The organism is Parabacteroides goldsteinii (assembly GCF_020091425.1).
In the GTDB taxonomy this organism is placed as follows: Bacteria; Bacteroidota; Bacteroidia; order Bacteroidales; family Tannerellaceae; genus Parabacteroides; species Parabacteroides goldsteinii.
Window position 1 is genome coordinate 843,029 of record NZ_CP081906.1, and the last position, 25,718, is coordinate 868,746.

Here is a 25,718-nt window from a genome sequence, read left to right on the forward strand (position 1 = left end):
TATGCAAAACCTATTCAATAACATACCAATTGTATCCTTTTGCTGGTATTGTGATGGGGATTGTAACGGAATAGTCACGTTCCAATACATATACCTGCACATTCTGATCCTGTTCCTTTACAGTCACTTTGTCAGTCAGTCCGGTGTAATAAAGAGGTATTTTGATCTCTTTGCGGATGGGAACATCCAGCGGGTTATACACTGAGATGAATCCTTTCTGTTTCAATGAAGGATTTACGTGCATGATGCCGTCCCAGTCCTGTCCGTCGGGACGGCGCAGGTGGATGATATCGGAGTCGAGTATCTGACGGTATTTTTTATAGAAAGCCACCCATTGGTTGACCAGTTCTTTGGTCGCTTCCGTATCGTAGAGGCGCGGACCACGGTAACAGGCTTGCACACCGGCCCCGAAGAGGTTCCGTAGACGCGTTTCGTAATGGTCGAGGTGCTCGTTCAACGGTTCGATTGTGGCCGCTTCGCCTCCTCCGTGATATTGGGTGAGGGGAACGAACATGAAACCCATGCTGGGCGTTTTCTGCCAGGTTCCGTCATAGATATTCTGTCGTTCGATAATTTCCTGATAGGCGCGGGGCAGCGACCAGTTGGTCTCTACATATCCCATCGGTGTTTTATTGGAGCCGCTCAGGAAATACCAGTCGGGGACGTTCAGGTAAACACCGTTTGCCCGGCACCAGCGATAGAATCGGTTGATTTTCTTCCACTGTTTCCACTGGGAGTCGAGATAGCCTTTGTGGCCGCTGTGTGAAGTGGAGGCGCAAGGGTCGCCGGGATATGAACCGTCGTTTTCGAAGACATTCATTCCGGTGGTGGTGAAGAAGTTCTGTAATTTACGGAAGTAGGTGTCTCCCCAATCGGATGCGATACAGGGAGATACGCCAAAGCGGCTGCCTTCTTCGCGTGTTTTGGCCGGTTTTCCGGTTTTATGACTGATTGCGGCGTCTTGTTCTTTAGCTCCGCGGCTTGCCAGGAGGGAATAACCGCCGATGGCAATACCTTTCCCGGCAGCGTAGTCGCTAAGTTCTTTCATTCGTTGCAGATAGGCGGCTGAGTCATTTTCGATTTTAAATCCGCTACCGAAGGTCATAATGACCATTTCGAAACCAACAGCGGCACATTGGTCGATGGCTTGCTTCACCGCTTCGCTGTCCGATTGGCGGACGTGCATGAAGATAGGGTTTTCCTGTGTCCAGGGAGCCATCATACGCCAGAATTTACATTCTGCCAGTCCGCGCCGTTCCCGGTCGCTGGCATCACGCAGCATTTCGAAAGCCGTGCAGGATTCAAAGGTGTCGCCGGGTTTGATTTCCAAACCGGGACCGAGTAGGGGAGTGACTTCCAGGCGTGCCGGTTTATATTGACCATAATAGCGGATACCGGTAAATTCGTATTCCGGATGATCGAATACCCAACGGACAGCCGGATTGTCTTTCATCGCTTCCATATCGCCGCCCATGGCATAGTCGGTTACGACGAACAGTTGGGTGAAGCGGTCGATATAATCGCGCGGCGCATCGGTTTGCACGGGTTGTTTACGGAAATCTTTTGTGTAAGCACCTGCTTCCTGTGCCATCATGCGGACTTCATGCGGTTCGCCGTAATGTACTTTCGGAGCCGTTTCGACCAAAGCAAGTATTTCTGACTTGAAAGAATCGAGTGTAACGGGCATTGTTCCTTTATTGTCGATCTCGATCCATTTGGCCAGGATAGGGGCACCGTTGTACAGTTCGTAAATGACACGTATTTTCAGGTTTTTACATTCCTGGGGAGCAGTTGCCGGAGCCTGGTAATTGAAGGTGATCCGTTTTCCCGGGGCAGGCCAGGGGTATAAGTTGGATATCCATTGGCTGTTGGGTTTCCAGGGGAAGCGTTCTTTGCTTTCGCTTATCTGATAGTCTACCAACATGAATGCTGAATCGCAAGCCTGCATATTGTTGATAAATTCTTCTGTCAGGAAGTTATTGACCGGCTGTCCGGTCAGACCTCCGACAGGATATTCTTTTCCGTTGATGACAAGTAAGGCTTCGGGACGGACGGCACGCAGCTCGTTTTGCCCGGTCATCAGGTTGTCAAGGGCGATGGTCGCTGCATTGGGAGCAAGCAGGAATGTACGGCGAAGGAGGCCGTTCGTTAATTCGAGACGTTTCCCATCGTGGGTTGTTTGTGCTGTCGATTTGTAAGAGGAACCGTCGATCAGCCAATCCTGGGCGGATAAACTGAATGTGGAGAGGAGAGATAAAAATACTAGAAAATGTTTCATGATACATAAATTTTAATAAATAATAAGGGACAAGTACATTGTCTGTAAATGTCCCTTATCGGTTATAGATTAATAACCAGTGTTCTGTGGGAAATCAGCTCCTGTATTGGAGTCGATGATTGTCTGCGGAATCGGCCATAAAGCATGGTGTTCGTCTATTTTGTTGCTGTAAGAGTTGTACTTTCTGGTACGTTCTACCAGTTTACCGGTACGAACCAATGTCAGACGGCGCAGTTCTTCGCCAACCAATTCGCGGATACGTTCATCCAGCAGGAAGTCCATTGTTGCTTGTGATGCTGTGATGTCCGGTGCTCCGGCACGTTTGCGGACTACGTTGATCGCTTCGGCGGCACCACTGGCATTGTTCTGACGGATACGGGCTTCAGCCAACAGCAGATAGGTCTCTGCCAGACGGAATTTCATACGGTCTTTGTTGTTTCCTTCATAACTCGGGCTGTCATCGGTCTTTCCATAGAAGAACTTCGTGATAACCGGATAAATGGTACATTTTGACCATGTACTTTCCGTAACAGGCGCTTCCTTACCCAGCAATTCCGGGGTTTCAGGGTTGTTATAATACCAGGTTCTCTTAATGTTGTATTTTGAATTACGCACATCATTGGCTGTATAGAAACCATCTTCATCGATCCACCATTTGAACGGAACGATCTGAGCCAGACCACGTCCACCCAATGAGTCACATAATGTAAAACCAGTTTCGTTCCAGTATTTGGGAACCCATGCACGTTTTGTCCAGTCTTCGTATTTGCCGCCACCGCCGTTGGTGTCGTATTCAAGCTGCATAACCCAGATGGATTCCATATTACCGGATGTACGGTTCTGATTGTATTCGAGGAACATGTCTGAGAATACATCGCCCGGCTGGTCTTTCTGTGCACCGAAACGTTCATTCATCAGATGGAAATAACCTGAATTGATAACCTGCAGGGCTGCTTCTTCTGCTTTAGCATATTCTCCGGCCATCAGATAAACTTCCGATAACAGGTGGATGGCTGCCCATTTCGTCAATTTGCCGACGTCGGATATATTATCCGGGTTTTCCGGCAGATTCTCTGAAGCAAACTTCAAATCGTCTATCATATGTCCGAGCACTTCCGCTTTCGGTGTCCGTGTAAAGTCAGTGCGGAATTGTCCTTCGATTTTATCTACATAAGGAACGTCACCATACAGATAAGTCAGGTAGCGGTAAGCATAAGCGCGGAAGAAGCGGGCTTCTGCCTGAAAACCGGCTTTATCGGTCGGAGCAGTCCAGTTCTCATTTTTATCGGCATAAGTAAGCAATTCGTTTACGTTGGCAATCAGGCCGTACGACCATTTCCAGTAGTTTTCGACGAATGTCGTGGAAGATGTATAAGACAGGTTCTCGAATGGAAGCAGGGAACCGTCTTTATGACCGGTATAAACGATATCGGTCGCCACCTGGAATGCTTCGTACGGACAAGCCTGGCTTAGCGAAGCCGTACCGCCTCCCCATGTGTTGAACTCGGAACGGGCCCAGCCATACAGACCGTTTACACCCACCTGGAAACCATAAGTACTGGTGTAGGTATTATCCGGTGCCAATTCTTTTTTCAGGTCTTCATCCAGGAAGTCGGAACACGCAGTTCCTGAAAGTAGTAAAAATGTTGCTGCGGCAACTTTCAATATATTTTTCATATCTGTATTCATTTATTGATTAGAAAGTAAGATTTAAACCTAACATATATGAACGGGCGGTCGGATAGGTGTAAATGATATTCGCATTTGTATCCGTACCATCATAGTTCAATGCATTTTTCACGTTGCTGAATGTACATACATTATTGATACTTGCATTTATATTCAGAGCGGCAATACCGATTTTGCTTAAAGCTGTCTGCGGGATATTATAGCCCAGTGTGATATTTTTCAACTGAACATAATTCATCTTTTTATAGAATGTATGTTTGTCGTAAGGTACATAACCCGGAGAGGTCATTTCGTTGGTCGGGTTTTCCGGTGTCCAGTAATCCATACCGTCGATGTAATTGTATCCGAGTCCCCAACGTTCAAAGTTGTAGTCTTGCATTTCCTTAGTCACGCCGAATACGCCGTTGAACAGGAATGAGAAGGTGAAGTCCTTATAATTGATCGTGTTACCCAGAGACATGGTGAAACTCGGAAGTTTGGAGCCGATGATCTTTTTATCTTTTGCGGTAATCACACCGTCGCCGTCACGGTCCGCCAGTTTGGCTGAACCCGGTGCTGCACCTTTCTGATATTCAACGCCATCTTCGTTCAGGTATTTTTTCTGAGTTGCATCCCAGGAGATTGTATGGCCGTTTATAACAAACTGGTCGTTTTCCTGCCAGGTACCGATTACATCGTAGTCGTAATGTACTCTTACCGGTTCGCCGATAAACCATTTGTTGGTCAAGTCGTCGTTGCCGTCACCGCGCAGTTCGATGATCTTATCGCGGTTCAGGGCGAAGTTGAAAGTAGATCCCCAACGGAAGTCTTTTGTTTCAACATTTACGGAGTTTAATACGATTTCTACACCGGTGTTGCGGGTTTTACCCACGTTGTCCATGATTGAGTTGTATCCGTTCATGATAGGAACAGTACGTTTCATCAACAGGTCGGACGTATTGGCAACATAGAAGTCGATATTACCGGACAGGCGGTTGTTCAGGAAGCTGAAGTCGATACCGGCATTGATCGTACGGGTTGTTTCCCATTTCAGGTTCGGGTTGCCGACACCGTCGTAAGGCAGAAATGCGCCGTTGACTGTCGTACCTTTGTCACCCCAGATATAAGTCGTCAGCGACAGACGGTCCAGTGTCTGGTAAGCCTTGATGGCCTGGTTTCCGTTCGAACCCCATGACAGGCGTACTTTCAACATGCTTAACCAGTCGGCAGTCGATTCCATGAAATCTTCTTGTGAAATGTTCCATGCTCCGGCTACAGACGGGAAGAATGCATATTTATTGTTTTCACCGAAAGCGGAATAGCCATCGGAACGTCCGGTAAGAGTCAACAGATATTTGTTGGCATAGTTGTAGTTAACACGTAACATGTATGACAACATTGCTGTTTCGGTCAGTTCGGACTTGAGTGTCTTGTTGTTTTCTGCTCCCGCCATGTTATGGTATTCGGAATCGTCGTTTACGAAGCTCGTACCGGATTGTTCCGATTGCTGCGTATTGGTTTGCTGCATACTGAACAAGGCTGTAGCATCGATCTTATGTTTCCCGAATTCACGGTTGTACTTCAACAGGTTTTCCCAGGTATAATCCCAGTAATGCTGGTTCAAAATTTTGGCAGAACCGTTCTGTGCACGTCCGGTCAGGGTATTACGTCCGTAATATTCACCTTCGAATTTAGAGCGGTAGTTGTAACCGAAATTTGTACGGAAAGACAAACCTTTTACCGGCAACATTGCTTCTGCAAAAGTAGAGATGAAAATGTTGCGGGTCACCTTATCGCTGGTTGCTTTTTCGTTGGCGAATGGGTTCGGGTGTAATGTTTCATCCATCGGATAGTCGCGCATAGAACCGTCAGAGTTGTACATCTTACCGTAAGGAGACTGAAGCATAGCATCGGAGATACCGGCCTGTATGCCACCGTAATCTTTCTGGATTGCTTGGGTTCCCATACCCATTGTCAGCCAGCTACCCAGTTTCTGGGTGATATTCAAAGAGATATTCGTACGTTTTACGCCGGTATCTTTAACAACTCCTTCCTGATTCAGGCGGGAGATAGATGCCATATAAGTCGTTGCATCCGTACCTCCGGAAATGCTGATCTGGTGGCTGTTAGTCAGGGCTGTACGGAAGATCATATCCTGCCAGTCCGTTTCTATGCCATTCTGGTAGTTTTCTTTTTCAATCGCTCTTAATACGTCATCGACGGTCGGGTTTTCAATGCCTTTCCATACTGCATACTGCGCTTGCAGATACTTGATGTAATCCGTACCGTTCATCATATTGATATGACGTTCCGGCTGTGAGAAACCGATCTGACCTTTGTAGGAAACAGAGGCGGCACCTTTCTTTCCTTTTTTAGTCTGGATCAGGATAACACCGTTAGAACCACGTGAACCGTAGATCGCTGCCGAAGAGGCATCTTTCAGTACAGACATGTTTTCAATGATGTTCGGATCGATGTCACCCAGCGAACCGCTGTAAGGAATACCATCCAATACAACCAACGGAGCGTTGTCGGCAGTCAGTGAGTTTTCACCACGAACACGCAGTGTCTGGTCTTCGGTCGGACTGGCTTTACTTGTCGTGATGTTCAGACCTGCTACCTGTCCGGCAAGTTTGTCCAACAGGTTGTTGGTCGTTACCATCTGGAGTTTTTCTTCTCCTACGGCAACAATCCCACCGGTAAGGTCAGACTTTTTCTGTGAACCGTAACCGATAACAACAACATCTTCCAATCCAATTGCATCGTCTTTCATAGCAATGTTCAATGTTTTAGCTCCTGTCACTTTAATCTCTTGCGTCTGGCAACCGATGTAAGAGACTATCAGGGTTGCGTTTTGAGGAACATCAAGAGAAAATTTACCATCTACATCGGTAATGGTACCGATAGTAGTACCTTTTACCAATACGTTTGCTCCGATAATCGGAAATTTGTCGGCCTCTCCAATAACAGTACCAGTTATTCTGACATCTTGTGCAAATACCTGCACGGATAAAGATGTAAGAAGAATGATTAATAAAGAAAGAAATCTGTTCTTTCTCCCTGCTGCCTTCCTCTTTTGAGGAGGGAGGGCGTTGTAAGATTTGTTCATACTTGTAATAATTTAAGTTGTAAAAATAAAGTTATGTCACTAATTTTTTGTCAAAAGAATAAAAAGCAGGTTTGGTGTGTGGGCAAAAACGTCTCAAAATGGTGTATTTTTGTCTCGATAAGCTAAAAAACATGTATTTTATATGGTTTTATTTGTTAAATTTATACATCTCGCAGGCGGCCATCAGGAAAGCTCCGGTTCCGTATAGTTCCGTCATCTCGCGGGTCACTTTTCGCGGGTCGGCTCCAACCGGTTGTACCCAACCCAGTTTGCCGTCCGGTTCAACCGCAGAAACGAGTGCATTCCATCCTTTTTGAATAACCGGAAGGTATTTGTCTGCCGGAAGGTATCCCTGGTTGACACCGTAAGCCAGTCCGTAAACGATAAATCCGGTGGCGCTTGTTTCGGGTGAAGGATAGCTGTCCGGGTCCAGGAGGCTGGCGTGCCAGAAGCCGTCTTTGTTTTGCAGATTGGCGAGGCTTTCGCTTAACTCCTTGAATAATTGGAGATAGAAAGGACGGTATTCGGTATCTTCGGCTGGAAGTGTTTTTAATATCTCAGCCAGTCCGCCGATAACCCAACCGTTACCGCGTCCCCAGAATACCTTTTTCCCATTGGCCTCCTGCTGGCCGAAATAACGGCTGTCGCGGAAGAATAGTTTGTCGTCTTTATCATACAGATGGTTGTAGGTCGCTTTGAATTCAGCGTCGGCAAATATCATGTATTTTTTGTTTCCGGTAAGTGTGTACAGCCGGGTATAGACAGCCGGAGCCATAAATAGGGCATCGCACCATGACCATCTTTCGTAGGAAAGCGGTTTGCTATAGTCGATATCCAGACCGCCATTGGACGGGTTGTTGATAACCCAGTCGATACGTGCCGTAGTGGGGAGGAGCATTTTGTCTTCCTTATACTTAGTATACATATCGATATAGGTTTGCGAAACACAAACATCATCGGCATGGTACATACGGTCGGCTACCTGCCAGTGCTGGCGGTTGAATACTTTTTTCAGCCAGTCGAAATACTGATTGTCACCGCTGAGTTCCGCCCAGTTGAACATTCCCATATAAAGGGCGCCTGCTATCCAGCCTTTCGGCTCTTTGACGGCATATTTGTTATTGGAAAACTCCTTGATCTGCCAGTCGGCCACCTTCCGGGCAATGGAAAGGATTTCCTGCTTGTCCGGCGTAGCCGTGTTTTGTTCAGTAAAAGGAACGGGTGCCGGTTGTGCGTTCAGATTTCCGGGCAACAAAGTGGCGGCGCTGAGACTAGCCAGGGCAGCCATGTGTTTTAATGACATTGAATACATAGGTTCTTCTATTAAAATTAACAACGTCAAAAGAATAAAAGAACCTGTTTCCGGATAAGTACAATTATCCCAAAAGAGAGTATAAATGTCTCAGGCTGCTGATAAGCAGAATTACTATGTCGTTTTATTTACTTTCCTGGTATTCGGTAGGCGACATTCCGTATACCGCTTTGAAGCTCCGGGCGAAATAAGAACGGCTGCTGAAGCCGATATGCTGGGCTACTTCAGAAACATTCATGTTCGATTCTTTAAGTAGTTTGGCTCCGGCTTCCAGGCGTATGTTCTTGATAAGTTCAATAGGAGATAAGCCTGTAACGGCTTTTACCTTCCGGTAAAAGTTTGCCCGGCTCATACCCAGCGCCTGGTAGATGACGGAGACGTCCAGTTCCTGATTGGATATATTGGCTTTTACAATTTCTATATACCGGTTGAGGAAGTCGTTGTCTTCTTCCGGCTTTTCCACACCGAGCTGTTTCAAAGTCAAAGATTCTCCGTATAGGTTCTTCATTTTCTCCCGGAGTGAGAGGATGTTCTTTATACGGGCTTTCAGCAAGGAGACATGGAACGGTTTGACGATATAGTCGTCCGCACCGGCCTCCAGTCCTTCTTCGATTTGAGAAACCATCGACTTGGCTGTTAATAAGATTACCGGGATATGGCAGAAGTTCTGATCTTCTTTGATCCTCCGGCATAGCTCCAGTCCGTTCATTTCCGGCATCATGACATCGCTGATGACGATATGAGGATAAGTCTTGTCTATCTGTTCAAGGGCATCCTTGCCGTTGATAGCTTTCATGACAATATAATCGTGCTGGAGTTGTTGTTCCAGGTATTCCAAAACTTCCTGGTTGTCGTCTACCAACAAGATGATTTGCTTATTGCGGGTTTCCGTTTCTTCAACCAGCAAAGCTACCTTTTTACTGATTTCCGATGGGCGTGATGCAGGGACTTCGTCAGTCTGCACTTTCTGTTTTTCCGTATCCGGCAAGAGTATCATGAAATGAGTTCCTTCTCCTTCGATGCTTTCCGCCCAGATACATCCCTGGTGTTGTTGGACGATGGAACGGGTCAGACTGAGTCCGATACCGGTGCCGGAGACTTGCTTATGAATATCTCCTTTCGCCCGGTAAAACGGTTCGAATATTTTTTCTGCATCTTTTTGATTGAATCCTTTTCCGGTATCTGTTATTTCGATGAAGAGATAACTGTTTTCAATCAGTATCGATGCTTCGTCTTCAGGAAAAACCGGTAAGCCTTCGCAGTCATTTTGTGCTATCTGTCGGATCGTGATGGTGATCTGCCCTCCGGAAGGAGTAAATTTGAAAGCGTTGGACAACAGATTGAAAAAGACTTTTTCGATCTCAGCTTCGTCATAGCAGGTAAAGAATGATTCCGGTAACTTGTTTTCTAATCTGAAAGTGATTTCCCGGTTGGTTGCCACACTCTCGAATGAACGATACATTTCGTTCATAAAGGCAGAGAAATTAAACCGGGTCTTTTGAAGGATCGTCTTGCCGGCCTCATATTTCTGGATATCCATCAGGTTATTTACCAACAGCAGCATCCGGCCCGTATTTTTTTTAATCAGTTGCAGAGCGTCTTTTACTTCGGGTGAGAAAGTTACCCGTTGGAGAAGATCGTTCAGCGGATTGATGATTAATGTGAGGGGAGTTCTTAACTCATGGGAAAAGTTGGTGAACATCCGCATGCGTTCTTCATGCAGTTCGTTCATTCGTTCCTGTTCCAGTTGTCTGTATTTTTCCTCCCGTTCCCGTTCGTGTTTACGATGTTGCCAACGGATAATTAGCGTAATAATTAACGATAAGATACACAGGTAGAGTGAATAAGCCCACCATGTTTTGTAAAAAGGAGGGTTTACGGTAATATGTAATACCGCTTCTTCCGGATTCCAGACGCCGTCGTTGTTTGCTGCTTTTACGCGGAAGGTATATTTACCGGGTGACAGATTACTATAGTAAGCCTCCCGGCGGTTACCGATATTATGCCAGTTATGGTCGGCCCCTTCCATCATATAAGCATATGAATTATCTTCGGAGTGGATAAAGTTGAGGGCTGAATAGCGGATGGTGATATTACCCTGGCTGGCTTTTAACGTGATGTTGTTATTATATTGCAAAGGCAATAACTCCTGGTAAGTCGGCAGGCCTTCCGGGTCTTCCTGGCTGTTTATCAGTAGTGAGGTGATATAGACAGGAGGTCTGTTCGGATTTGTTATTACTTTTTGCGGGTTGATGGCCAGGATACCCTGGTTCCCCGGGAAATAGAGGGTCCCGTCGTTTGATACACAATTGTTTGCATATAATGAGTATTCCTGTGTCGGACTGTCGACCGGTTTTACCAGCTCGAATTTGTTTTCAGGACGGTTCAACTTATATAATTCTTTACCGGTAACGACCCATATATCTCCGTTTTTATCGATCGAAAGTGAATTGATGTAACTTTCTGATAACCCGTTTTCTTTCTGGTAGTTTTGTATCAGATTCAGGTTGCTGTCGAGGCGGAACAGACCTCCTTTCGTAGTGGCTATCCAGATGAATTGGCTGTCATCTTCTAAGGCACCCGATATGCTTCCCAGTCGTTTTCTCTTATCACCGTTCTGGAGCAGGGAGGTAAGGTCGGTAGCTGTTTCTTTGTTCATGTCGTACACAAAAACACTGTCGGATATTGCTCCGAATAAGAAGACATCCGGTTCCAGTTCTTTAATCAGGCAGATTCCCCTGAATTGTTTTTTATGACCGTTTACATTAAAATAACTCGTTGTTTTTTCTTTATCAGCTATGACGGTTTGGTCAGGGGTATTGGTCGGTATCCACAGCCGCTGTTTGCTGTCTATATATAATGTATTGATGTCATTATATTTGTAATCATGTATTTTTTTGTACTGCTTGTTCCGGATGGAAAAGAGATAGACTGATCCGAAGTGGGTGGAACATAGAATGGAATCTCCTTGTATCAAGATGGATTTAAGGATATTTATTTCATAATTCCCGGCTTGTAAAGGCTTGATGGGGTAGAGTTTTTGTTCTTCGGTGCGCGGATTATAGTAAAGTAATCCGGCTCCTTCCGTTGCGAACCACATATTCCCGTTGCTGTCTTCCCGTCCTTGTCCAATAATACCGGCAAAAGAGTTGGTGGTGATAAAGGAAGCTGGCCTGTAAAAAGGACTGTGATAATTGACTCCGGCCGAGTAGGTCCCTACCCATAGTGTCTGGTCACGGTCGATCAGCATGCTATGGATGGAATAATGGCTGAGTGCTCCTTTTGCCTTCATATCCATGTTGATCGGAGTGATAATCATGTTTTGGGTGTTCAGTATATTCAGTCCTCTGAAAGTCCCTATCAAGACAGAGTCCTTGCTCAATACGGTGAGGTGGCGGACTGAATTATTGTTTAACCCCGAATTATCCGTGTTCAAACGGGTGAAAGTCTGCTCCTTTTTATTGTAGAGGCACAATCCGTTTTCATTGGTACCAATGAAAACAGTATTACCGGGACCCGGTAATAAGGCCGATATTGTACTGATGGGTAATGTTTGCTGATTATTAGAACTGTCCGGTAAATAATGTTTCTTCAGCTTCCAGTCGGAAGTGAAAATGTACAGTCCTTTATCTTCTGTTCCGATGAAAATATCTCCGTCACTATCCTGGGCAACAGAATGGATCGGTGATTCCATTTCTGTCAGGTAGGGCATTTCCTCTACCGTTTTGTCAGAATTGCATTTTAATATGCTCCGTGTGGTGAAAGCATATAACTCACCGTCTGCATGGCGGAGAAAGTTATTGACAGCATTCGTTGTTATCTGCGGATTGATGGCCTGCGGATAGAAGCGGGAAATCTGCTGTGTCCTGTAATCGATGCAATTGACTCCGTTGGAAGTCCCTATCCATATATTTTTGTCTTTGTCTTCACTTATCTTACGGATATAATTGTCACTTATCGATGCCGGGTTATTTACTTCGTTCTGGTATACTTTAAATTCATAACCGTCGTAACGGTTTGCTCCGTTACGTGTCCCAAACCATATGTATCCTTCCGAATCTTGAAATATACTGAGAATAGATACCTGCGAAAGCCCGTCTTCAACACCGAGATGGGAAAAAAAGAAAGGGTTTTCGTTTTCTGCATATATAGTGATGAGGTGCAGGGACAGGATCAGGGTAAGCATCAGTCTGTAGATAACTCCCATATTTATTCCTCCCTGGTTTTTAGGCCATATTGTGCATTGGCGCGATACCCCAAACGGACAATCTTTTGCTCATCCAACAATGTCCGGAGATCTTTCAAGGCGATATACTTCGAGCAACCATTGATGGAACGGCATTCGAGGGTAGAGATCGTGTTGTTTTGCTGTATGTAATTCAATATATTCGTTTTCCGCTTCTCTTCCGTGTATCCTTTCAGACGGCTTGGTTCGTCGGCCCGTTCCACTTTCATATAACGCAACTCCTTCTTCAGTTCGTTGGAGCAGCGGAACACTACTTTGTTGAATCTCACCAGATGAGGTGTGATCTGTTTTTCTGTGGGCAGAGACGGACATTTCAGGGAGGCATTGAACGTACCCAATCCTTCCAGTTCGACGATATCCCCGTATTTCAGGTGAAAGGCAATCCGGCTTTTCAGTGCTTCCAGCATTCCTTTTACATCCGAAGAAGAGAAAGAACTGATCTGGGAAATCTCTTCGCAAAGCGCATCGATGCGCACGGTGTACTGGTTTACCTGACGAGCATGAAGATTATCTCCCTTCCCCGGATTCTTAAATAGGTTATAAGTGGCTGACATAGGCAGTGTTGTTTAAGTGTGATATCCCGGTTGTAATCAACCTTGTTCCGGACATAATCTCAATTATAACCGATATAATCTTACTTATATCGGTACAAAAGGTTTGTCCGACCCCTGTAAAACAGCTGTTCGACGGAGGTGGAACAGCTGTCTGACAAGAGTCGGCTAACTGTTCGACATCCGTCGGACAATCTTTTCTTCAGCACCAAAGATACTTAATATAGGGACAACCTGTATCTTTGAAGGGGATATTTTTTATTGTCTCCTACTTGCCGTCCTGTAGCTTCCCGAAGAGATTGAATATCTGTAGTACGCTTTCTTTGTCTTTGACCAGTATCAATAGGATACTCTTTTCTGTTTCTCGTCGTCTGCTTTGGGGACTTAAAGGAAAAGATGGCAGGACGATTATCAATAACTGGTGGTGGCAATGGGGGAATAAGATTATTTTATTAGATTTGCAATTCAGTTGCAAGCGAATTCAACTATAGGGGATTCTCCGGTAACTGTATCCGAAAGAACGAATCAGGAGATTGAAAAAGGAACGGTTATGGACAATATAGAGAAACTTTATGGCGAATGGTTATCTTTGCAGCCTTTGAAAGAGGAAGACAGTATTCGTTTGAATCAGAAATTCATGTTGGAATTCAACTATAATTCCAATCATATGGAAGGAAATACGCTGACTTATGGCCAGACAGAACTTTTATTGCTATTTGGGAAAGTGATCGGCGAAGCCAACATGAAAGACTTGGAAGAAATGAAAGCACATAATGTCGGTCTGAAAATGATGCAAGTAGAAGCTGCAGAAAAGATTCATCCTTTGACGGAAACCTTTATCCGCCAACTTCATCATACTCTTTTACGCGAAGATTATACTGTTTATCGCAGATTGCCTGATGGGACAACGACTTCGTACGTCATTCATGCCGGATGTTATAAGACTCGTCCTAATTCCGTAATAACCGTTACCGGAGAGTCTTTTGAATATGCTTCCCCGGAAGAAACACCGGCTTTAATGAATGATTTGGTACAATGGTATAATAAAGCGGAAGTGGCCGGAGATATGTCTCCGATAGAGTTGGCAGCCGTGTTCCATTATCGGTATATTCGTATCCACCCTTTTGAGGACGGAAACGGTCGTATAGCCAGATTGATGGTGAACTACATTCTTTCCCGTCATAATTACCCAATGATTGTAATTAAAACAAAGGATAAAGCGAACTATTTACGTGCTCTAAGTGCAGCGGATACGGCTGTCGGCTCTATCCCAGCCGAAGGTGCTAAGGCTTCGTTTGGACAAATAAAGCCGTTTATTAATTATATGAAGCATGTTTTGGAGGAGGAACTTGATATCGGACTTAAAATTATTCACCGGCATTCCGGTAAATTGTGGTATATGAATGGTGAAGTCATTTTGTTCAGAAGGCCTGTTACTGAAAAAATAATAGAGCAGATATCTTCTAACCCTAAGATTACGGTGCGTGAATTATCTGACGCACTTACTATAAACAAATCGGCTGTTCAGAAAGAAATAAAGGAGTTACAGAATAAAGAGTACATTAAGCGTGAGGGTGGAACACGTGGACGTTGGCACGTCTTAATCAATTGTACCACCTAAAATGGTGGTACAATCTAAAATGGTGGTACAATCTAACGAATTAAGATCAATTAATTAAAAACATCATACCCCTATGCCAGCATTTCATTCCATAGAAGAACTCCTCAAAACGCTTAGTCGCGAACAACGGTTGTTGAAAGAGCTGTTTGCGAAGCGGAAGATACTTTCGTTTCGTTATGAGGATGCGCTGGCTTTGGTGGACTATAAGGAAGAACGCATCCGGAAACTGGTCGATTCGGAGGTCGTCAGGGAGAACGGTTCGTTTCTCGAACTGGAAGATTCCTATCTGCAATTCTTCGAACAGATACTGGAGGTGAACGAGGAGATCAATATTTCGTTCGTCCATGAACATATCACTTATCTGAAAGATACGATATCCTATTTCCTTCAGGAAAACAACGAGACACAGCGATACAGCTATCTGCGAAATATCAAACGGACGCTGCGTAACATCGCCGTCACCACTCTTCGCAATGTGATCGACCTGAAACGGAATGTTGATAACACCTTTAAAAGCGAACCTAATTATAAGATAAAGAAACAGAAGCTGGTGCGCCTCGATGAAAAGCGCGAAGGTATTGAAGCGTTGATTCGGATGACAGAGGAACTTATCAACGGAAAGGAGGAAGCCTTTTTCTGTATTGCTACGGATGAGGAGCTGGGGCATATTACCGATATGCTGAGGCTTCAGTTTTACGAATGCAGCCACAACCTGATCGAGATCCAGAAACAGATTATCAGTTATTTGAACCAAATCGAGTATCAGAGCCGGATATTGATAAAAGTTCGCCAGCTGAAATACCTGAAAGACCAGTTTGAGCTGGAAAGCAAGACGAATATCCGCGAAGCTCTGGCAGCCAAAGATCCCGTTTGCTTCGAGCCGTCGCCCACTTATCCGCTTCGTTTGTCGGTCGATTATCTGCGCAGCGGCGACGATGTGGTGGAAAGTATCCGTAAAGTATTTGTCCGTGTGAAGAAAAATGGCCGCCAGGCGAAGAAGATTGCTGGTAACATTGCCGGTGATTATCTTGTGACGCAGACGACGGAAGAAATATTTATCAATCTGGAAGAGGTGAAGAACGCGTTTCTGGCTTCGGGTAGCGACCTGTTCACTTTCGTGATGACTTACCACTTTCCGAAAGAGGTAGATATTGACGAGCGTATCACCTTCTACTGCCAGATCATCTCCCAGTATTACGACGATTGTTCGGTCACTGACCAGTATGCTTCGGCCTATGGGGTCGAATATACTTTGGTGTATCCTAAATAAATATGAACTATGATTAAACAGACAGCTGAAATATTCGAGTTATTGAGCAAGGGCGGGTTTATCTCGTCGGATAGTACCGATCCGCATATCCGCCAGCTTTACAACCAGATAGACGGGAACCTTACGGAACTCTATGAACATTACGCTTCGATCAACTTTTTCCTCGAAAGCGGCAACGAGTACTATTATTTTGCCCGCCGCGAAACCCGTGCCGAACTGGAACGTAAGCTGGAAATCGCCATGCGGTGGATCGATGTGCTCGACTTTGTCAAAACGTATGATAATGCGTTTGCCCCCGGTTTCCGTTTCCAGCCGTCCGATATTCTGGTGCGTCTCAAACTGGATGCGGAGCTGAAGGAGAAGCTCGGCGGACTAAAGAAATATACGGGAAAGGAGAAGCAGGACGAGATACTCGAAAAGATACTGAACGATCTGAAACGTGACGGGTTCATCGAGTTGGAGAACGAGATCACATCGACCTATAAGGTTGTTGCCGCTTTTAATTATCTGGAAGAATTAGTAACCTGTATCAATATACCAGAAGAAACGCAAAATGAGATACCTGAATAGAATTGTTTTTATTAACAGCGCCCGGGTGAATTATGCCGATATCCCAGTCGACGGCAATGTACATTTCATCGGAACCCAGGGAGTGGGGAAGAGTACCGTGCTGCGTGCCTTGCTCTTTTTCTATAATGCGGATAAGATGAAACTGGGAATTTCGAAAGAGAAGAAAAGTTTCGACGAATACTATTTCCCGTATGCCAATTCATATGTGATCTACGAAGTAAAGCGCGATGAGGGTTGTTATCTGGTGATGGCGTTCCGTTCGCAGGGACGTGCCTGTTTTCGTTTCCTCGATATTGCCTACGACAAGGATTTCTTTATTTCTCCGGAGGGGCGTGCCTTCGACGGTTGGGATCAGATACGCGAAGCATTGGGTCGTAAGGTGTATTATAGCCGAAAGATCGAGAAATACGAAGAATACCGGAATATCATCTTCGGGAATAACAAGGGACTGCCGCCCGAGTTTCGCAAGTTTGCCATCACCGAAAGCAGCCAGTATCAGAATATTCCTCGTACGATACAGAATGTCTTCCTTAATTCAAAACTGGAAGCCTCATTTATTAAAGATACGATCATCATGTCACTGAGCGAAGAAAATGCGACGATTGATCTGAGTCAATATGCTGATCATCTCAAAGGATTCGAGGAAGAATATAAGGACATCAGCCTGTGGCATGCAAAGGACAGGAATGGAAATGTACTGGTACGTAAACAGGCGGAGAAAGTCATCGATGTGCGTCGTACGTTGCTTTACCATGAACAGGAGCGGAAGGAACTGTCACACGAACTGAACTTTGCTTATCGTCTTGCCGGCGAAGAACTTCCCGTTCGTGAACGACATCTTTCCGAGCAACAGGAAAAGTTGAGAAAGACGGAAATGCAATTGAACGAACTGGCGAATAAATACCAAGAGAAGAAAATACAGATCGTATCCGATATCAAACAGTTGAACGAAAAGTTGCAGCAGGCCCGTGAACAGAAGAAACGATATGAACAACTGAATATCACGGAGATTGAACAACGGGTAAACGCTCGTGAAAGTGTCGCGGGTAAAAAGGCTGGGTTGGAAGAACAGTTGCGTGTCCTGACAGACCGTTTTACACATATCCGCCAGAAGTTTGCTTTGCTGGAAGAGCAGGAGAAGGCTCAATTCACGACATTCAAAAATACCAAAGAGACGGAGGTGATCGGTCTGCAACAACGGCTCTTTGAGAAGAAAGAGCAACTTCTCAAACAACAGGAACAACTGATCCGCGAAATAAAGGAGCAGGAGGAAGAAAAGGTGAACAGCGCCCGCGGAAAGATTGACCGGAAGAAGGAGGAACTTTCTGCGTTGGCGATCCGGAAAGTGGAGATTGGCCATCAGGTGTTCTATGAAAAAGAAATTCGCAGCTGTAAAGAAGAGCAAGCAGCGTTGCAAGGAGAGATCAAGGAAGATATGCTGAAGAAAGAAACTTGCAACCGCCGTATAAAAAGCACCACCCGCGAATGGGAGCTGGAAGGACAAGCATTGGAACGCGAAACGGCTTCCGCTCAAAAAGAACTGTCACGCCGGATAGAGGAGGCTGATCGCCATATCGCTGAGATTGCAACTCTTCTGAAGAGCCGGCAGGGGTCACTCTATGAGTGGCTGAACCGTGAATATCCCAGATGGGAAGACACGATCGGGAAGGTGATCGACGAGAAGCAGGTCTTGTTCCATACCGGACTCAGTCCGCAGTTGATGGAAAAGATATCCGCTACACTCTACGGTGTCAAACTTGATTTGTCGGGGATCGGCAAAGTGGTGAAGACCATTGGCGAATATGAAGAGGAACAGCAGGAGTTACGGACACAGTTACAGGAACTGAAAAAGCAGTTCAACGACCTGTCTGTCCGCAAAGAAGAAGAGGCTGTCCGTCTCAAAAAGAAATACCAGCCTTTGATAAAAGCGGACAAGGAAGAAGTGATCCGCCTGGATTACCGCAACGAACAACACCAGAAGAAGTTGCAGCAATTGGCGGCAGCGCTGATCACCTGGCAGCAAAAGGCGGCAGACGAGAAGGCAGTCCTGTTACTACAGGTGGAAGAGCAGGTACGCTGTGTCACCGCTCAACGAATGGAGGCGGAAGAGGAATGGCAGAAATCGATTGCTGTCCTGGATAAACGGATCAAAGCCAAAGAGAAAGAGTTCCGGCAACGGGTCAAAGAGGAAACGGAACAGGTGGAAACTGCCACTGCTTTGTTACATGCCGGAATTGCCGCTGCCGGAATAAAACTGAAAGAAACATTGGTTGCCTTGCAACAAGAGTATGCCAAAGAATTGGCCGGTGAAGGCGCAGATACTTCCCGGATAACGATGGTGACGGATCAGATCGGGAAACTGGAAAACGAACTGCGTTTCATAGAAGATAACCGGACGCTGGTGATCGAATATCGCAAAGATAAACGAGAACTGATCGACCGGATGGATGAGTTTCGTAACGACAAGCAACTGAAAGAAAAGGAATTGGCCGGCGAACAAGAGAAATACGAACAGAAACGTTTGTCACTGGTTCGTGAAGCGGGCGAACAGCGGACTGTCCTGGACGACCTAAACCGTTCGTTGGAGGAACTGAGGGAGGATATCCGCCGGACAAAAGAATTCTGCCAGCAGGAGGACTGCCCGGTCGAACTGCTGTCCGGTGCGGAAAAGGAAACGGGGAAGCGTTGTAAGATACTGGTAGAGGACTTGATCCGTAACCATTACCGTATCATAGAATGGGAAAAAGACTTGCGGGAGGCTGTGAACCGCTTCACCGGCAATTTCTCCGAACAGAACACCTTCCATTTCCGTACCCGCCTGACGACTCAGGATGATTTTATGGATTTCGCTTCTGAACTGACTGACTTTATCGACAACGACAAGATCGCCGAGTTCGAGCAACGTTCCAATAAGGCTTACACCGATATTATTCGGCAGATCGGAAAGGAAGTTTCGGATATGATGTCGCGGGAAGGAGCTATACAGAAGGTGATCAACGATATCAACGACGATTTTGTGGAACGCAACTTTGCCGGAGTAATCAAAAGCATCGCCCTTCGTGCCATGCCGAGTGAGAATAAGATCATGCAGTTGATGCAGACCATACGCGATTTCAATGAGGAGCATCTTTTTAGCCTGGGAAGTTTCGACCTTTTCTCCGGCTCTGCTGAGAAACAGGAGGAGAACAACCGGAAGGCAGTCGGTTATCTGCAATCGCTGGTGAAGGAATTATCACTGACGAGCGAGAAGGAGCTAACCCTATCCGACACCTTCGACCTGCAATTCCGCATCGTGGAGAACGATAACGACAGCGGATGGGTGGAAAAACTGGCCAATGTGGGTTCCGACGGGACGGATGTGCTAGTCAAGGCGATGATTAATATCATGCTGCTCAATGTGTTCAAAGAAAAGGCCTCCCGCCGTTTCAGCGACTTCCGCCTGCATTGCATGATGGATGAGATCGGCAAGTTGCATCCGAATAACATACAAGGTATCCTCAACTTTGCCAACAGCCGCAATATCCTGCTGGTCAATTGTTCGCCTACTTCCTACCGGGCAACGGATTATCGCTATACCTATATATTAAATAAGGACAGCCAGAATATCACAGTCGTTAAACGCTTGATCCGGAAGGAGGCCGAATCATGAAGCTCTCGTTGGCGGATGCCCGTAAATTGCAGCGGCTGGGGAGGGGAGAAAAGCTTCCTTCCAGCCAGTTTAATAATGTACTGTCTGCTTTGTTGCTGGAAGAAGAGGTGTTGCAAATCCTTCCGAAAGGGAGTCGGAAAACTTATTATGTCAGGAATCAAGTTGCGCTCGATGACTTTCTTTACAACCGTTTCAATATAAGTAACCTTTCGCTCTATGTCGAAACATTGGAAAAGGAAGACTTGCACCGTGCTGATTTAGCACGTCAGGCAGGTGATACAAAAATTCGTTCGGTGAGAAGTTTTAAGGGTTTCTGTGTGAACAGTTACCAGCCTTTGGAATCTATGTTTAACGGGAAACTGTTTGTTGTCTCACCTGTTGAGGGTAGTTATTTGTTTATTTCCGATTTTGAAACGTTTGTACCAGATTCGGGAGTGACAGTTGTAGGTATGGAGAATCCGGAGAACTTTCGTTATATCCGTCAGCAAGCCTATCTGTTCAATAACATAACGCCTCTGTTTGTTTGCCGTTATCCTCAGACACAAAGCAAAGACCTGATTCGTTGGCTGGCAGCTATACCGAATCCGTATCTTCATTTCGGCGATTTTGATCCGGCAGGTTTGAATGTTTTCAGTAATGAATACTTACCTTATCTGGCGGGGAAGGCTCATTATTTTGTACCGGATGATATAGAAGAGTGGTTGGATAGAGGAAGCCGGGAGAGATATGATAAGCAGTCGTTCAACTTATCACCCGAATGTCTGGAGTTGCCGGAAGTTCAAAAGTTGGTAGGACTGATCCATAAGCATAAAAGAGGACTTGACCAGGAGGTTTTTATCCGTTTTGAGTGATTTTATAGGTAAATAGAGACAATCTTAATCGGTAATGAGATGATTTTATTACTGAAAAAAAGAATGCCGGGGTATATTTGCAACTCATTCAATTAACAAATCATGAATAAACGAGTATTAAGTTTAACCTTATTATTAGCCTGTCTGGGATTAATGACCATGCAGGCGGAAGGCCGAAAAGTCGAATCATTTAATTCCGGCTGGTCATTTAAAAAAGCTCCGGCGGAAAAGGAACTGGCCATCAATGCCCCGAAATGGGATAAGGGATGGTCGGAAGTTGAAATCCCTCATACCTGGAATGCAAAAGATATGCAGGTACAGGCCAATAGTTTTTATGAAGGGGCGGCTTATTATAAAAAACAATATTTCTTCCCGGCTGAACTGAAAAATAAGCGTGTCTTTTTACGGTTTGAGGGAGTCGGCTCCTGTGCAGAGGTTTTTGTGAACGGCATGCTGGCAACTTCCCATAAAGGCGGATATTCTGCTTTTGCCTGTGAGATCAGTCCGCTATTGAAGGCTGGAGAGGAAAATGAGATTATCGTGAAAGCGGATAATAAATCACGTCCCGATGTGATCCCGGTTAATCATAATTTGTTTGGCGTATATGGCGGTATCTATCGTCCGGTGTGGCTGGTTGTCACTGAACCGTATAATATAAGTGTGACCGATTGTGCATCTCCCGGTGTTTATGTCACTCAGAAGAATGTATCGAAGAAACAGGCAGATGTAAAAGTGAAGGTAAAGCTCGACAACGGAACTCTGCAACCCGCTCCTGTTACTTTGCAGAATACGATTTACGATCAGGAAGGAAAGCAGGTGGCTACTCATAGCCAGTCTTTCGAACTGTCGGCACAAGGTGAGCAGGCCTATGAATCTTCTTTTACAATAAAGAAACCGACTTTGTGGCAAGGACGTGAAAATCCTTATCTGTATAAGGTTGTCAGCCGTTTGATTAAAGACGGACAGGTGATTGATGAAATGGTACAGCCGTTGGGGTTGCGTAAATATGAAATTGTTGCCGGCAAAGGTTTCTATCTGAATGGTGAGAAATATCCGATGTATGGTGTTACCCGTCATCAGGACTGGTGGGGGCTGGGAAGTGCCTTGAAGAACGAAAATCATGATTTCGATTTGGCTACGATCATGGATGTCGGTGCGACAACCGTTCGTTTTGCCCACTATCAGCAATCCGATTATCTGTATTCCCGTTGTGACAGCCTGGGGTTGATTATTTGGGCGGAGATACCGTTTGTAAACCGTGTGACCGGACAGGAAGCGGAGAATTGCCGTAACCAGTTGCGTGAAATGATCCGCCAGAGTTTCAATCATCCTTCTATCTATGTGTGGGGATTGCATAATGAGGTATATCAGCCGCACCAATATACAAAAGAACTGACCCAGTCTTTGCATGACTTGGCTAAAACGGAAGACCCGGACCGTTATACGGTTTCGGTGAACGGATACGGACATATGGAGCATCCGGTTAACTTGGTTGCCGATATTCAGGGTATGAACCGCTATTTCGGTTGGTATGAAAAGAAAATACAGGATATCAAACCCTGGGTGGAGAATCTGGAGAAAGAATATCCGCATCAGAAACTGATGCTGACCGAATATGGTGCAGATGCCAACCTGAACCATCAGACGGAATATCTGGGAGATGCGTTGAACTGGACGAAAGAGTTCTATCCCGAAACATTCGCTACCAAAACGCACGAATATCAGTGGAGTGTGATCGCTGCCCATCCGTATATCATTGCTTCTTATCTTTGGAATACGTTTGATTTCTGTGCCCCGATGTGGGTGCGCGGCGGTGTTCCGGCACGTAATATGAAAGGCCTGGTAACATTCGACCGTAAAATAAAGAAAGATTCTTATTTCTGGTACAAGGCAAACTGGAGCAAAGAACCTGTACTGTATCTGACGCAACGTCGTAACTGGGACCGTGAGAAAAAGGAAACGTCTGTGACTGTTTATTCAAATATCGGTACGCCGAAAGTGTATCTGAATGGAAAGGAACTGACCGGTATCCGTGAAGGTTATACGCCCGTACATTATATTATAGATAACATTACGCTCGATATGGGTAAAAATATCGTAAAAACGGTTGTTGTGAAAGACGGCAAGACGTACGAAGATGAAATCGAATGGGTATATAATGGCGAGAAGAAACGTGATTCGGACCAGTCGGTGAACAAGGAAGAACATGCCGGATTCTGATCTCTCTCTGAACTAAACAATAAATGAAACTCCCGGTGTTTCCTGTCAGACGGCAGGATAGCACCGGGAGTCTTTTTTACCATCCGTTATAGTGTATTTGTTTCTTATTGAATTTGTCTTTGGGCTTTTCAATGCCTGTCGGATAGCCTACCGGAATGACAGTCAACGGAACGATATGTTCCGGTAAGTGTAAAGCCTCCCGAACTACTTTCATCCGTTCAGGATACGGATAAGCGGCTGTCCAGACGGCTCCCAGTCCCAATGATTCGGCTGCCAGTAATACGTTTTGTGCGGCAGCGGAACAGTCCAGTTGCCAGGCGTTATTGGACTTCGCTGTATCTCCGCAAACGATAATAGCTTGCTTGGTCTCTTTTAACATACGGGCCAGAGGGAGTCCGTCTCCCATTGTATCCAGAATGTCCCGGTCTGTTACGATGATAAATTCCCACGGACGGCGGTCTCTGGAGGAAGGGGTGGCCATTCCTGCACGTACCAGTGTCTCCAGTTTCTCTTTTTCAACTGGACGTTCAGTGTATTTGCGTACGCTTTTACGATTGAAGATTGTCTCCAATGTTTCATTAACTTCTTTACTGTCTTTAGATTCCGTATTGTTGTTACAGGCAATCAAAGCAGATAATAATACGATAAAAGAATATTTCCATTTCATGTTGCAAACATACGAATTGATTTGGAAAAAAATCCGGAATCGAATCATATTATTACTACCTTTGTAAATCACGTTAATAGTTCATATTATGTCAATCAATTCAATAAACAGACGTCGGGAAGATCTGATAAAACAGATCAGCCAGATAGAAGATGAGGAGTTGCTGATTTCTTTGGAAGATCAGATTTTTACTTATCAGCAAGGAGCGCGTGAGCCATTATCCTGTCCTGAAAGTATGCAAATTCGTTCGGTAGCGCATTTTCGTAGTTTGATAGATCAGGTGTTGGAAGATGACCGGAACGGAAAGATGCTGGATGCCGATGAGGTTTTTGCTGAGTTGGAAAAAGAATGGGGCATTGAAGAGGAGGCTAGAAATAGATGAAAAAGTTGAAACGTATCATCTCTCCGTTGGCTAAAAAGCAATTAAAGGAACTGAAAGATTTTAATCAGATTTTGTATGGAACATCAAGAGCCAATCAAATTTACTTTTCGATAAAAGATTGTCTTCAAGTTTTAACTGATTTTCCAGGTTTAGGATATATAGAACCAACATTGCAGGATTATCCTCAATGTTTCCGTACTTTTGTTCAGCATTCGAATTTAAAAATCGTTTACTGGATAGAAGATGGTGCTATAAAAATAGCCATGTTCTTTGGAACTCACCAGAAACCGGAAAAGTTACGTTATACAATAGAACATACTTCCGATTGGGTTTGTGAAGATATAGAACCTTACGGTTGAATTATTTCTGACATTCGAAGCAATAATAAATACTTCCTCCTAAATAATTTTCCTTCCGTATATCTTCTCCGCAGACCGGACATGGTTTTCCGACGGTATCTTTAGATAAAATGGGAATATAACCTCCTTTCTTACCGAACAGGTCGGTTTCAGAATTGCGGCCGCCGGCTAGATAAATATCCTGAAGCGTATCTTTAACGCAATGAAACAAAGTGTCTTTCTGTTTATCCGATAATGTGCTGATGCGTGTTTTAGGATGGATACGAGCCTTGAAGAGAATATCCTGTAAAACACCGTTTCCCAGACCTGGGATTGTTTGTTCGGTGGCCAGAAATGCTTTGGCTGTTTTCTTTTGTTTTTCTTCGCTGTTTATCAGGCTCAGGAAATAGGTTTTGTTGAAAGCATCGGAAAGTACCTGCGGTTTGCTTCGTGCCCCATCACGATAGGGGGAGAAATTACATTCAAAAGAATCTGCGGGGAAACACCAGATTCCGCCGTACATTCGGGCAGAACCCATGATACAACTTTCATCCTCGAAGGCAATCAGTAACTGATGTTTTTCCGGCAGTTTTTTTCCGGGAGCATAATAACAAATATTCATCCCGTCTCCGAAAAGTAACCGTACATCCTCGATTTCCACTTCAACCAACCCTCCGTAAGCATGTGCTTCTCCGACAGTTTTATGGAGTAACTTGTCACTGTAACCGGCAGGGTCTCCATAATACCAGACAAATTTATGCGGGGTATATCCGGCACTGACAAAAGAGATTCTCTTTCCTTTAATCGTTTGATTTAATTGTTCCGACAGGATCTGGGCTTCCGGTGCTTCTATCATTTGAATAAGTTTGTTCGTTAATATATGATTTTTACACTGTAAACATACGAATATATCTATAGGTATGAAACAGAACAGAAGTCTTTTTTTGAATAGATTGGGAATAATATGTCTTTTTATGAGACGCATC

The 25,718-nt window shown here is 45.0% G+C and carries 16 protein-coding genes; 8 read left to right on the forward strand and 8 right to left on the reverse strand.

Translation table 11 applies throughout. The annotated features are described in order from the left end of the window. Nucleotides 1-10 precede the first annotated feature (10 nt). From K6V26_RS04440 to K6V26_RS04465, 6 genes are all read right to left on the reverse strand, one after another. Entirely contained in the window at nt 11-2,278 is a 2,268-nt protein-coding gene (locus tag K6V26_RS04440; protein WP_224264687.1) for a hypothetical protein, read from the reverse strand. 69 nt (nt 2,279-2,347) lie between these two features. Beyond that, complete coding sequence (locus K6V26_RS04445) at nt 2,348-3,955, reverse strand: RagB/SusD family nutrient uptake outer membrane protein (protein WP_007652576.1); 1,608 nt, start codon at nt 3,953-3,955, stop codon at nt 2,348-2,350. Nucleotides 3,956-3,974: 19 nt separating this feature from the next. Then, the gene (locus K6V26_RS04450; RefSeq protein WP_224264688.1) at nt 3,975-7,055 is read right to left on the reverse strand and encodes a SusC/RagA family TonB-linked outer membrane protein; all 3,081 of its coding nucleotides are present in this window, start codon (nt 7,053-7,055) and stop codon (nt 3,975-3,977) included. Between the two features lie 148 nt (nt 7,056-7,203). Further along, nucleotides 7,204-8,367: a glycoside hydrolase family 88/105 protein gene (locus K6V26_RS04455; protein WP_224264689.1), complete on the reverse strand. Its 1,164-nt coding sequence runs from the start codon at nt 8,365-8,367 to the stop codon at nt 7,204-7,206. A gap of 124 nt (nt 8,368-8,491) precedes the next feature. Further along, complete coding sequence (locus K6V26_RS04460; protein WP_224264690.1) at nt 8,492-12,574, reverse strand: hybrid sensor histidine kinase/response regulator transcription factor; 4,083 nt, start codon at nt 12,572-12,574, stop codon at nt 8,492-8,494. A gap of 2 nt (nt 12,575-12,576) precedes the next feature. Next, entirely contained in the window at nt 12,577-13,167 is a 591-nt protein-coding gene (locus K6V26_RS04465) for an HU family DNA-binding protein (RefSeq protein ID WP_048316155.1), read from the reverse strand. Between the two features lie 547 nt (nt 13,168-13,714). Between K6V26_RS04465 and K6V26_RS04470 the strand changes: the two genes are divergently transcribed. From K6V26_RS04470 to K6V26_RS04495, 6 genes are all read left to right on the forward strand, one after another. Then, nucleotides 13,715-14,785, forward strand: a complete 1,071-nt coding sequence (locus tag K6V26_RS04470; protein WP_224264691.1) for a Fic family protein — start codon at nt 13,715-13,717, stop codon at nt 14,783-14,785. Nucleotides 14,786-14,858: 73 nt separating this feature from the next. After that, nucleotides 14,859-16,055: a hypothetical protein gene (locus tag K6V26_RS04475; protein ID WP_224264692.1), complete on the forward strand. Its 1,197-nt coding sequence runs from the start codon at nt 14,859-14,861 to the stop codon at nt 16,053-16,055. A gap of 9 nt (nt 16,056-16,064) precedes the next feature. Next, entirely contained in the window at nt 16,065-16,625 is a 561-nt protein-coding gene (locus K6V26_RS04480; RefSeq protein ID WP_224264693.1) for a condensin complex protein MksE, read from the forward strand. Next, nucleotides 16,609-20,274, forward strand: coding sequence for an ATP-binding protein (locus K6V26_RS04485; protein ID WP_224264694.1), 3,666 nt, complete (start codon nt 16,609-16,611; stop codon nt 20,272-20,274). The genes K6V26_RS04480 and K6V26_RS04485 overlap by 17 nt, the downstream gene beginning before the upstream one ends. Next, on the forward strand, nt 20,271-21,125 hold the full coding sequence (locus K6V26_RS04490) for a DUF7281 domain-containing protein (RefSeq protein ID WP_224264695.1): 855 nt from the start codon (nt 20,271-20,273) through the stop codon (nt 21,123-21,125). The genes K6V26_RS04485 and K6V26_RS04490 overlap by 4 nt, the downstream gene beginning before the upstream one ends. Nucleotides 21,126-21,284: 159 nt before the next feature. Further along, complete coding sequence (locus K6V26_RS04495) at nt 21,285-23,345, forward strand: glycoside hydrolase family 2 protein (RefSeq protein WP_394373145.1); 2,061 nt, start codon at nt 21,285-21,287, stop codon at nt 23,343-23,345. 76 nt (nt 23,346-23,421) lie between these two features. Here K6V26_RS04495 and K6V26_RS04500 read toward each other — a convergent pair whose 3' ends face one another. Next, a complete protein-coding gene (locus K6V26_RS04500; RefSeq protein WP_224264697.1) occupies nt 23,422-24,012 on the reverse strand; it encodes a nitroreductase family protein in 591 nt (196 codons plus the stop codon). Nucleotides 24,013-24,100: 88 nt separating this feature from the next. On the opposite strand from K6V26_RS04500, the gene K6V26_RS04505 reads away from it, so the two are divergent. Together K6V26_RS04505 and K6V26_RS04510 are read left to right on the forward strand one after the other, a co-directional pair. Continuing rightward, nucleotides 24,101-24,394, forward strand: coding sequence for a hypothetical protein (locus K6V26_RS04505; protein ID WP_007652597.1), 294 nt, complete (start codon nt 24,101-24,103; stop codon nt 24,392-24,394). Further along, nucleotides 24,391-24,753, forward strand: a complete 363-nt coding sequence (locus K6V26_RS04510; RefSeq protein WP_224264698.1) for a hypothetical protein — start codon at nt 24,391-24,393, stop codon at nt 24,751-24,753. Before K6V26_RS04505 ends, K6V26_RS04510 begins: the two co-directional genes overlap by 4 nt. 1 nt (nt 24,754) lies before the next feature. On the opposite strand, the gene K6V26_RS04515 is transcribed toward K6V26_RS04510, so the two are convergent. Then, the gene (locus tag K6V26_RS04515) at nt 24,755-25,588 is read right to left on the reverse strand and encodes an endonuclease VIII (RefSeq protein WP_224264699.1); all 834 of its coding nucleotides are present in this window, start codon (nt 25,586-25,588) and stop codon (nt 24,755-24,757) included. Between the last annotated feature and the right edge of the window lie 130 nt (nt 25,589-25,718).

Excerpts from the sequence above, each read along its gene's own strand:
- K6V26_RS04440 (WP_224264687.1), bottom strand. The coding sequence starts at position 2,278 with ATGAAACATTTTCTAGTATTTTTATCTCTCCTCTCCACATTCAGTTTA.
- K6V26_RS04445 (WP_007652576.1), bottom strand. The coding sequence starts at position 3,955 with ATGAAAAATATATTGAAAGTTGCCGCAGCAACATTTTTACTACTTTCA.
- K6V26_RS04450 (WP_224264688.1), bottom strand. The coding sequence starts at position 7,055 with ATGAACAAATCTTACAACGCCCTCCCTCCTCAAAAGAGGAAGGCAGCA.
- K6V26_RS04455 (WP_224264689.1), bottom strand. The coding sequence starts at position 8,367 with ATGTATTCAATGTCATTAAAACACATGGCTGCCCTGGCTAGTCTCAGC.
- K6V26_RS04460 (WP_224264690.1), bottom strand. The coding sequence starts at position 12,574 with ATGGGAGTTATCTACAGACTGATGCTTACCCTGATCCTGTCCCTGCAC.
- K6V26_RS04465 (WP_048316155.1), bottom strand. The coding sequence starts at position 13,167 with ATGTCAGCCACTTATAACCTATTTAAGAATCCGGGGAAGGGAGATAAT.
- K6V26_RS04470 (WP_224264691.1), top strand. The coding sequence starts at position 13,715 with ATGGACAATATAGAGAAACTTTATGGCGAATGGTTATCTTTGCAGCCT.
- K6V26_RS04475 (WP_224264692.1), top strand. The coding sequence starts at position 14,859 with ATGCCAGCATTTCATTCCATAGAAGAACTCCTCAAAACGCTTAGTCGC.
- K6V26_RS04480 (WP_224264693.1), top strand. The coding sequence starts at position 16,065 with ATGATTAAACAGACAGCTGAAATATTCGAGTTATTGAGCAAGGGCGGG.
- K6V26_RS04485 (WP_224264694.1), top strand. The coding sequence starts at position 16,609 with ATGAGATACCTGAATAGAATTGTTTTTATTAACAGCGCCCGGGTGAAT.
- K6V26_RS04490 (WP_224264695.1), top strand. The coding sequence starts at position 20,271 with ATGAAGCTCTCGTTGGCGGATGCCCGTAAATTGCAGCGGCTGGGGAGG.
- K6V26_RS04495 (WP_394373145.1), top strand. The coding sequence starts at position 21,285 with ATGCAGGCGGAAGGCCGAAAAGTCGAATCATTTAATTCCGGCTGGTCA.
- K6V26_RS04500 (WP_224264697.1), bottom strand. The coding sequence starts at position 24,012 with ATGAAATGGAAATATTCTTTTATCGTATTATTATCTGCTTTGATTGCC.
- K6V26_RS04505 (WP_007652597.1), top strand. The coding sequence starts at position 24,101 with ATGTCAATCAATTCAATAAACAGACGTCGGGAAGATCTGATAAAACAG.
- K6V26_RS04510 (WP_224264698.1), top strand. The coding sequence starts at position 24,391 with ATGAAAAAGTTGAAACGTATCATCTCTCCGTTGGCTAAAAAGCAATTA.
- K6V26_RS04515 (WP_224264699.1), bottom strand. The coding sequence starts at position 25,588 with ATGATAGAAGCACCGGAAGCCCAGATCCTGTCGGAACAATTAAATCAA.